The following is a 7,703-nucleotide window of genomic DNA, read 5'->3' as shown; positions in this document are numbered from 1 at the left end:
GCATCTGCGTTATCTGCGTTCTCTTTTCCCATTCTTCCCACTCACCACTAACTCATCTACTTCTTTTTTAGCAGAAATTTACGGTACCAGAAGGAACTCAAAAAAATTATTGGGGGAAGTACGGGCAGCGTTCCCGCAGACATTCCCGGTTTCGGGGGAAAAATTCGCAACGAGGCTGTTTTTGCCACTCCATCGCAATGCCGGCCTGCTCCCGGATGTGTTGGACGGCTGTCTCCAGTGAAAAGTACGTGTCACGTTTGCAGCAGCGCGGCCCTCCGACCCGCCCGATCGCAGTAAGACAGGCAGCAGTCAGAAGATTTGCTTCTCCCCATGACTCTGTACTCAGCGGATTTGTCTTCGTCAGAATGGAGTAGAACATTCCTGCACTGACCGCAGCACCGCAGGCTCCCGCAAGCCCGCAGAAACCTCCCGGCACCATTGCGCCGCGCCGGATCATTTCATCCAGCGCCGCGGGGAGATCGATCGTTCCGCCGGCATTTTGGTATGCGGCGAGAAGTGCGGCACCTGCGAGAATGTGGTGTTCCGGGCCGTGCATGTGCACTGCAGGGCTCTGCATCATCGCGGTTGCGATCACAAACGGATCTTTTGATGCAGTTGTCATCGCAACACTGCGGATAACAGCCGCCGCGGGTGCCGCATGGCAGGCATCACAGACGAAGTGCCCGTGGATGCACGCGGCGTTGCCTGCATGTTTTCTGCCGCAGAGAGCACAGGTCATCTCGCGCGCGGTCTCCTGATAGCGGAGAGGAGCGCCGCAGATGAGACATCCCGGTTCTGTCATCTGCACCGCTCCTCCGGACACCCGCAGCCGCTGATACAGCAGCATCCTTCCTGTTTTGGTTCAATGAGCTGTAGCGGAACATTGAGAATCTGCCGGATCTCCTCATTTGCCGGGTAGCGTCCGGTGATCATCACAAACCCATTCACGAAAGCGATCGGGAGAATCTTCTCCCCGTGTTCCTGCACCAGCTTCTGCACAGCAGGATACTTAGCCGCCTCATGCAGGACGTGGTGCCGCTCAATGCATATTCCCTGATCTTTGAGACGCTGTATGATGCCGTCTATCCGATCCTTCTCCGGTCCGGACTGCGCGGTTTCGTTGTCAAAAAGTATCATGGATGCCATAGAACAGCGTTAGCGGGTATGTCATATGAACATTGGCACAAATACCTGAAAAACAGACAGAAACTCAAAGAAAAGAAGCCTCAGGCGAGAGTTGAACTCGCGACCTCGTCCTTACCAAGGACGCGCTATGCCACTAAGCCACTGAGGCGCTTGTGTGATAACAAAGTAGGAAGTCGGGGAATTTAAACATTATGGATTGCGGTTCAGAGAACCCCGTTCCTGATGCAACTCCGTCCTCATAAAAACGAAGACACCTGCTCGTCCCATCAGAGAATCTGACGTATACGCTGCGCCGCAAGAAACGCCGTCGAAAAGCATGCCTGAATATTGTAACCGCCGGTATCCCCGTCGATATCCAGAACCTCGCCAATACAGAACAATCCGGGCACGATCTTCGACTCACAGGTTTTCTTATTGATCTCGTCCAGCATCACTCCGCCCGCCGTTGCCATCGCAACCCGGAAATCCCCCACATGATCGATATCCACCGGATACGCGGTAAGATTCCGTACCAGCCGTGACCGCTGTGCTGCGGTCAGCTGGGAACCGGTTGTCCCCTCCGGAATATCCGACTCCTTTACTATCTGCTTTACCAGCCGGTCCGGGCATCCCGTACCATCCAGAAGATTCTGTACCTGTTTCGTCCCGGACGCTGCACACGCCGTGCGGATCAGACCATCCAGTTCCTCTGCTTTCCGGGGAGAAAATGCAACCCTGATCTGATCTCCTGCCCGCATCCAGCGTGCCGCATCCAGAATTACCGGTCCGGAGTACCCAAACCGCGTAATCAGCAGATCGCCATGCCGCGCAAACAGTTTCTTTCCGTCGCGCCAGACCGACACCCCTGCTCCGGGAATCGAAATACCCGACAGATCCGCCAGCCGGTGATCACTGACATACACCGGTGCAAGCGACGGATGTGGTTCGGCAACCGTATGACCGAGCTCCTCGGCAAACGTAAACCCGTCACCCGTTGATCCGGTCTGCGGATAGGACTTACCCCCGGTTGCAAGAACCAGAACCTTCGCATAATAGGTACCGTGCAGGGTCTTTACCGCGTACATCCCGTTGTCAAAAGAAACCATTTCAGCAGGAGTATAACTGAGAATCTCCGTTCCCGCCTCATCACAGGCATCCAGCAGCGCATCTAAAATATCATCCGCCGAAAGCGACGCCGGAAACACCTTGCCCGACTCCTTCTCCACAAACGAAACTCCCCGCTCCTCAAAATATTTTCGTACCGAAGCGTTTGAAAACGCCATCAGCGCGGGCCGCAGAAACGCACCGTGATCCCCGTAGTGATCGGTGAAACTTTTCACCTCGCCCGTATGCGTAATATTGCACTGCCCGGACCCTGCAATCAGCAGTTTTCGTCCCGGCAGAACCATCTTTTCCAGTACCAGCACCCGTGCAGGAGCAAGATGTGCCGCGCAGAACAGACCCGCAGGCCCCGCACCGATAATGATACAGTCATACTCCCGGCCCAACATGCACAGTATATTCTCCCGCAACCCTTATCTCATCTTCCCTCCAACATACAAGGAGCACTTTACAGTGCTGGCTGAAGTAAGTCCGACGTGTCTGTCATTTACGACACTGCCGCAACCGCGGCTCTGGGATTACGACGAGTCAGTTCGGCTCCGCAGAACATCTGCGGAAACGCTACCAGCAGCGATAATTTGTTGCAACTGCTCTTTTCGTGACTTACGGCTGTTTCCCTTTGATTCCGCAAAGGAAGCGGTTATCCGCCTGTACGGGGTGGACAGTCCTTAAATCGGAGGTGAAAACAATGGCACGCATACATGCAAGAAGAAGAGGAATCGCCTCCTCGGTCAGACCATTCCGTCAGGAAGTTCCTGAGTGGTCCAACACCGATGTACAGGAGATTGAAAAGAAGATCATCGAGCTGCGCAAAGCAGGTCTTACCTGCGCAGAGATCGGTCTGGTCTTACGCGACAAGTTCGGCGTCCCGAACGTAAAACTTGTCACCGGTAAGAGAGTCAACGCCATCGTCCGTGAAAACGACCTTGACACCGACATCCCTGAAGACCTCCGTAACCTCATGCACAAGGCGCTCGGCATGCGCAAGCACCTTGGCGAGAACAAGAAGGATCTTCACAACAAACGTCAGCTTCAGCTGACCGAGTCCAAAGTCCGCAGACTGGTGAAATACTACGTCGGCACCGGCCGCCTGCCCCAGGGCTGGACCTACAAGCCGGAGACCGCAGAGATTCTCCTGTCCAGATAAGGCATCCTTTCACCGTTATGTCACTGGAAACCGCAGCAGAAACCCTGGCGAATCATCTCGCATCTCTGGAGTACGTGGAAATGTACTCCCATTACGATGCGGACGGTATCGCAGCTGCTGCGATCATGTCACTCGCCCTTTCCCGGGCGGATATAGCTTTCAAACTCCGGATTTTACCGGGGATTTCTGAAGCTGACGTGGAGAATCCGGAAATTTCTCTTCTGTGTGACTTCGGTGCGTCGTGTACCGGTCTTGCGGAGAGCACGATGATCCTCGATCATCATGTTCCCTACAACACCTCCCCCTATCATGTCAACCCGCGCCTCTTTGGCGAGGACGGTGAAACCGAACTCTCCGGAGCAGGCTGCGCATACCTGGTGGCAAATGCGCTTGGGGATAACCGCAATCTGGCAGGTCTTGTGATGCTTGGCATCATCGGCGATAATCAGACGCTTTCCGGAAGGAATCAGACGATTATCGGTGATGCGGTGGCAAACAATCTGGTAAATCCGGGTCGCGGTGTTCTCCTTGCCGGCAGAACAACAAAGGAACAGATCGCAAACTCCCTGCATCCGTATCTCCCGAGCCTTTCGGGTGATGAGGAAAAAGCAGCGGCAATTGAGAGCGCATGCATGTCGAAAGTGTCTGATGATGCATATACCTCCTGCATGCTCTCGCAGATTGTGCTTGATTCGGATGCCTCGTATAATGCCCTGATGAACCTTTACGGGGATTCATGGAGTCTGGAACGAGAGGTCATCCCCAATGCCCACACATTTACTGCGGTGGTGGACGCCTGCGGCAAAGCCGGAAAATCCGGAATTGCCTATGCGCTCTGCTGCGGTGATGCATCGTATCTGGATGAGGCATGGAAAATTGCGGTCTCTTACCGGAACCGCGTGATCGCGGCGGTCAGAACTGCTGAGAAGATCCGTGATGTTCCTGCCGTCTGGCGTGTCGGCGACTGCGCTGCTGCAAGTGATGCGGCGGACGTTCTCGCCGAGTCCGCGAGCGGTCCGATGTTTGTTCTTGGCCGTGATGCAGCTTCCCTGCGGGTGTCTGCCCGTGCTCCGCGCGGTTCTTCGGTGAATCTGGAACAGATTCTGAGGACGACTGCGCAGGCCTGCGGGGGTTCCGGCGGCGGGCATCAGCTCCGTGCCGGAGCTGATGTCCCGCTTGATCGCGAGGATGAGTTCCTTGCCGGTCTGGAGGCAGCAGCATGCACGTAACCGGAACGATTGTGTCGGTCCATGCTCACCCTGAGCATGTGGTCTCGGCACTTTCTCCGGATTCGGACGGGTTTATGACCGTCGAGGTTATCGACGGTCGTGTTACGGCAAAAGTTGCGGGGGAGTCGCTTCGAACGGTGATTGCGACGGTGGATGATTATCTGATGAACTTATCTGTCTCGGAACGGTTGTGCTAAGCACAGGGTTTTCCGGGTACATAAATCCAATTTCAAAAATTAAGGTGATACCATGGCAAGAAAGAAGCAGAGTGGTGGACGCAAAGTTGAGGGATGGAAGGCAAAGGGCTGGTTCAAGGTCTATGCCCCGGAGTTCCTCGGCAAGCAGTTTATCGGGGAGATCGTCTCCTCTGACACGGCAAACCTGCCGGGTCGTGTACTGTCGGTGAGTCTCGGTGAATTAATCCAGGACTACTCCAAGCAGAATGTGAAGATGTCGTTTAAGATCAGTGATGTTGCAGGAGATGCAGCATACACGCAGTTCCACGGCCACGAGATGACCAAAGATTTCATCCGTGCAATGGTGAAGAGGCGGGCATCCCGTATCGACAGCACCATCACGATCCAGCCGCTCGGCAGTGTTCGTGAGCTTCAGGTGACGATTACGGCATTCACGATCAACCATGCAAGACTTTCCCAGATTCACGAGGTTCGTGCAATGATGGTGAAGGTTGTGCAGGACTACGCAAAGGAAGCAGACTTTGAGACCTTTATCTCCGCAATGGTCAAGGGCGAGATTTCCAAGAAGATGGTCGAGGCATGCAAGCCGATCTTCCCGATCCGCAAGATCGAGATCATCAAGTCCGAGTCCGTGAGCTCCGCTGCAGAGCGTGCAGCAGCTCTTGTCCGTTAAGTTTACGGACACTTTCATTTTTTTGCCGGTGTTAAAAAAATCTGCCCGGTACAGTGCCTGCCGCAGTGTTTCTTTTTTAGATGGTGCGGGTTGTTGCCGGTATCAGAATCTGATCGTGATAGGTTGTGGTGTTTCCGTCCGGGAAGATGATGTTCGTAACGGTGGGGGAGAGATCAATGGTAAGTATCTGCGCGATTATCGGGTAACTTTGCAGAATTGTTTCTGCCTGGGTGAAGTCGATGGCCGGGGTGGTGTAGGTACGGTTGTCGATTGATGCAACGCGTTCGATCCGGAGGGAGGCGCCGGACATGTCAGAGGAGAGAAGGGTTGCTTTTCCCTGGCCGTAGTCATTGCATGCTTTCTGAATGTAGATGGCGGGATCGCCTACTTTGAGGAGGACTCCCAGTTTTTCCAGCCAGGAGAGGGTGTAGCTGACTTCAACTTCTGCGTCGCCGTTCTCCTGTATTTCTATGGTGAGGCTGTCGGCAACGATTGCGGATGCGGGCGCTGCCGTGAACACTGCAAGGGTAAGTGCCAGGAGAAGAAGCATGCGGCATTTCATACTCTGTACTCAGCAGATGATGCCAAATACTTTTCTGTGAGGGTCCGTCTCTGCGGATCAGGCTGAGATATATCTGAAAAAAATTAGTTCCAGATGACCTCCGGGACTTCACGCGGAGGGATCTGTGAGAAGGAGATACCGGGGTAGCCGGCAAGCATTGCGTACTGCGGGGTCCAGTTTTCGGGGATGCCGAGAATGTGTCCAAGTTCGGGTTTCAGGCGCAGCATGATCATGACGTAGCCGACCCAGCAGGTGCCAAGGCCGAGTGAGGGTGCAAATGCGTCAATGTAGGACAGGGCAATGATGCTGTCGATCAGTCCGTACTCCTGATCGGCGTCGGATGCTGCGATGAAAAGGGCCGGGGCATTTCGGCAGACGGGATCGGTTCCGGCATCAGCACCGGCAATGAGCGTTTGGGACAGCTGTGCGAGGGGGTGATCGCCGGGGAGTGCTTTCAACGCGGCGATGGAGGCGTGTGCAAACTTCTGTACGGTTGCGGGGTCGGATACGATCACCCATTTTACCGGGTGGATGTTGCAGGCCGAGGGTGCGTATGCTGCGACATCGATCAGTCGTGCGAGGTCACTGCGTGCAACCGGTTTTTTCTGCCAGATGCGTACTGATCTGCGGCTTTTCAGGTATACGGAGAGGAGATCGCTGTTTATTCCTTCCCGGTATGCGGTATGTTCTGCCGGGGCGGTAAATGCCGGTGTGTCGGTGGAAAGTGCGGCCTTCGGGCAGACCGCAATGCACTGTCCGCAGGAGATGCAGGGGAGGTCATCCCGGATTTCCGGGGATTTGTCCGCGGATGCGGTGATCCTGCCGGTTGTACAGAGCGCAGCGCAGAGCCCGCATTTGATGCAGTTTTTTTCTTCATAGAGGATGTGCAGGGGGGCGGAAAATATTGACCTCATCAGAATATACTGGATAGGGTTGCACAAAGAGTTTTGGGTTCTGACGATGTTGTCCATAAAGTCCTGAGATCCACAGAAACCACTGAACATACTGATAAGAAAAAATATCACGGAACAAGCCGCATGCCTTCGGTCTGTTCTCTTCGCCCGCGGTGCGGCTTTACAACAGGAATATGATGCATTGCGGGGAAATATGTGCTATAAGCGATAGAAAAGAAGTGCGAAGGAAGGGATTCGAACCCCAGAACTCCTATGAGACCAGACCCTGAATCTGGCGCCGTTGACCTGGCTTGGCTACCTTCGCGCACATTCCCGAAAACATCCTGCGGGAGGAGTATCTTCGTGCTCTATCATATTTGTTCTTCTGATACATAAACGTAGGCATCTTGTCGGCGTTGCCCATAAAATCCTGATACCCGCGGCAGATACGATACGCATGCCTTTTGTCTGTCTGCTTTCCGGAGGGCTGCCAAGTGCCCGGGCGGGAATGACTCCGATACAATGATATAGTCGCCGGTCGTAAAGAATAAGTGTCTGTTCCTTTTTCCCTTTCGAGTGGCGGAAACCGGGCAGACATCTGATTTTTATCCGGGTGTTTTTGCTGTGATGGTTGTATTTCCGTGATCGGTGTGTCGTCCGGTATTTTGCGCTGATTGGAAAAGCGTCTGTAGCAGTTGTGAGACGTCAGACGTCAGACGTCAGGGTTCGGAGAGGGATACAGGGGAGCCGGGGTG

At 54.3% G+C, this 7,703-nt stretch carries 9 protein-coding genes and 2 tRNA genes; 4 read left to right on the top strand and 7 right to left on the bottom strand.

The features are described 5' to 3' along the window. Positions 1-106: 106 nt before the first annotated feature. The 4 genes from O0S09_RS09750 to O0S09_RS09735 all read right to left on the bottom strand — a co-directional run bounded on the left by O0S09_RS09750 (position 107) and on the right by O0S09_RS09735 (position 2,636). Complete coding sequence (locus O0S09_RS09750) at positions 107-847, bottom strand: DUF5714 domain-containing protein (RefSeq protein WP_268923788.1); 741 nt, start codon at positions 845-847, stop codon at positions 107-109. Then, a complete protein-coding gene (locus O0S09_RS09745; RefSeq protein ID WP_268923787.1) occupies positions 799-1,146 on the bottom strand; it encodes an arsenic metallochaperone ArsD family protein in 348 nt (115 codons plus the stop codon). The genes O0S09_RS09750 and O0S09_RS09745 overlap by 49 nt, the downstream gene beginning before the upstream one ends. Before the next feature lie 76 nt (positions 1,147-1,222). Continuing rightward, positions 1,223-1,294 (bottom strand) — tRNA-Thr (locus O0S09_RS09740). Positions 1,295-1,412: 118 nt separating this feature from the next. Further along, positions 1,413-2,636 carry a BaiN/RdsA family NAD(P)/FAD-dependent oxidoreductase gene (locus tag O0S09_RS09735; protein WP_268923786.1) on the bottom strand — a complete coding sequence of 408 codons (1,224 nt, stop codon included), beginning with the start codon at positions 2,634-2,636 and terminating at the stop codon, positions 1,413-1,415. Between the two features lie 299 nt (positions 2,637-2,935). On the opposite strand from O0S09_RS09735, the gene O0S09_RS09730 reads away from it, so the two are divergent. Genes O0S09_RS09730 through O0S09_RS09715 form a run of 4 tightly spaced genes read left to right on the top strand, consistent with a single transcriptional unit; the run spans position 2,936 to position 5,493 of the window. Continuing rightward, positions 2,936-3,394, top strand: coding sequence for a 30S ribosomal protein S15 (locus O0S09_RS09730; protein ID WP_268923785.1), 459 nt, complete (start codon positions 2,936-2,938; stop codon positions 3,392-3,394). Positions 3,395-3,411: 17 nt separating this feature from the next. After that, the gene (locus O0S09_RS09725; RefSeq protein WP_268923784.1) at positions 3,412-4,623 is read left to right on the top strand and encodes a DHHA1 domain-containing protein; all 1,212 of its coding nucleotides are present in this window, start codon (positions 3,412-3,414) and stop codon (positions 4,621-4,623) included. Further along, positions 4,614-4,820 (top strand): KEOPS complex subunit Pcc1, encoded by a 207-nt coding sequence (locus tag O0S09_RS09720; RefSeq protein ID WP_268923783.1) that lies wholly within the window; start codon positions 4,614-4,616, stop codon positions 4,818-4,820. The genes O0S09_RS09725 and O0S09_RS09720 overlap by 10 nt, the downstream gene beginning before the upstream one ends. Before the next feature lie 52 nt (positions 4,821-4,872). Continuing rightward, the gene (locus O0S09_RS09715) at positions 4,873-5,493 is read left to right on the top strand and encodes a 30S ribosomal protein S3ae (protein WP_268923782.1); all 621 of its coding nucleotides are present in this window, start codon (positions 4,873-4,875) and stop codon (positions 5,491-5,493) included. Positions 5,494-5,569: 76 nt separating this feature from the next. On the opposite strand, the gene O0S09_RS09710 is transcribed toward O0S09_RS09715, so the two are convergent. The 3 genes from O0S09_RS09710 to O0S09_RS09700 form a co-directional block, all read right to left on the bottom strand. Beyond that, the gene (locus O0S09_RS09710; RefSeq protein ID WP_268923781.1) at positions 5,570-6,043 is read right to left on the bottom strand and encodes a hypothetical protein; all 474 of its coding nucleotides are present in this window, start codon (positions 6,041-6,043) and stop codon (positions 5,570-5,572) included. A gap of 95 nt (positions 6,044-6,138) precedes the next feature. Continuing rightward, complete coding sequence (locus O0S09_RS09705; protein WP_268923780.1) at positions 6,139-6,969, bottom strand: nitroreductase family protein; 831 nt, start codon at positions 6,967-6,969, stop codon at positions 6,139-6,141. A 219-nt stretch (positions 6,970-7,188) separates the two neighbouring features. Next, positions 7,189-7,273, bottom strand: a tRNA-Leu gene (locus O0S09_RS09700). Positions 7,274-7,703: the final 430 nt, after the last annotated feature.

The sequence above is a fragment of the Methanocorpusculum vombati genome, assembly GCF_026891935.1.
In the GTDB taxonomy this organism is placed as follows: domain Archaea; phylum Halobacteriota; class Methanomicrobia; order Methanomicrobiales; family Methanocorpusculaceae; genus Methanocorpusculum; species Methanocorpusculum vombati.
This window is presented reverse-complemented; position numbering and strand designations above follow the sequence as displayed.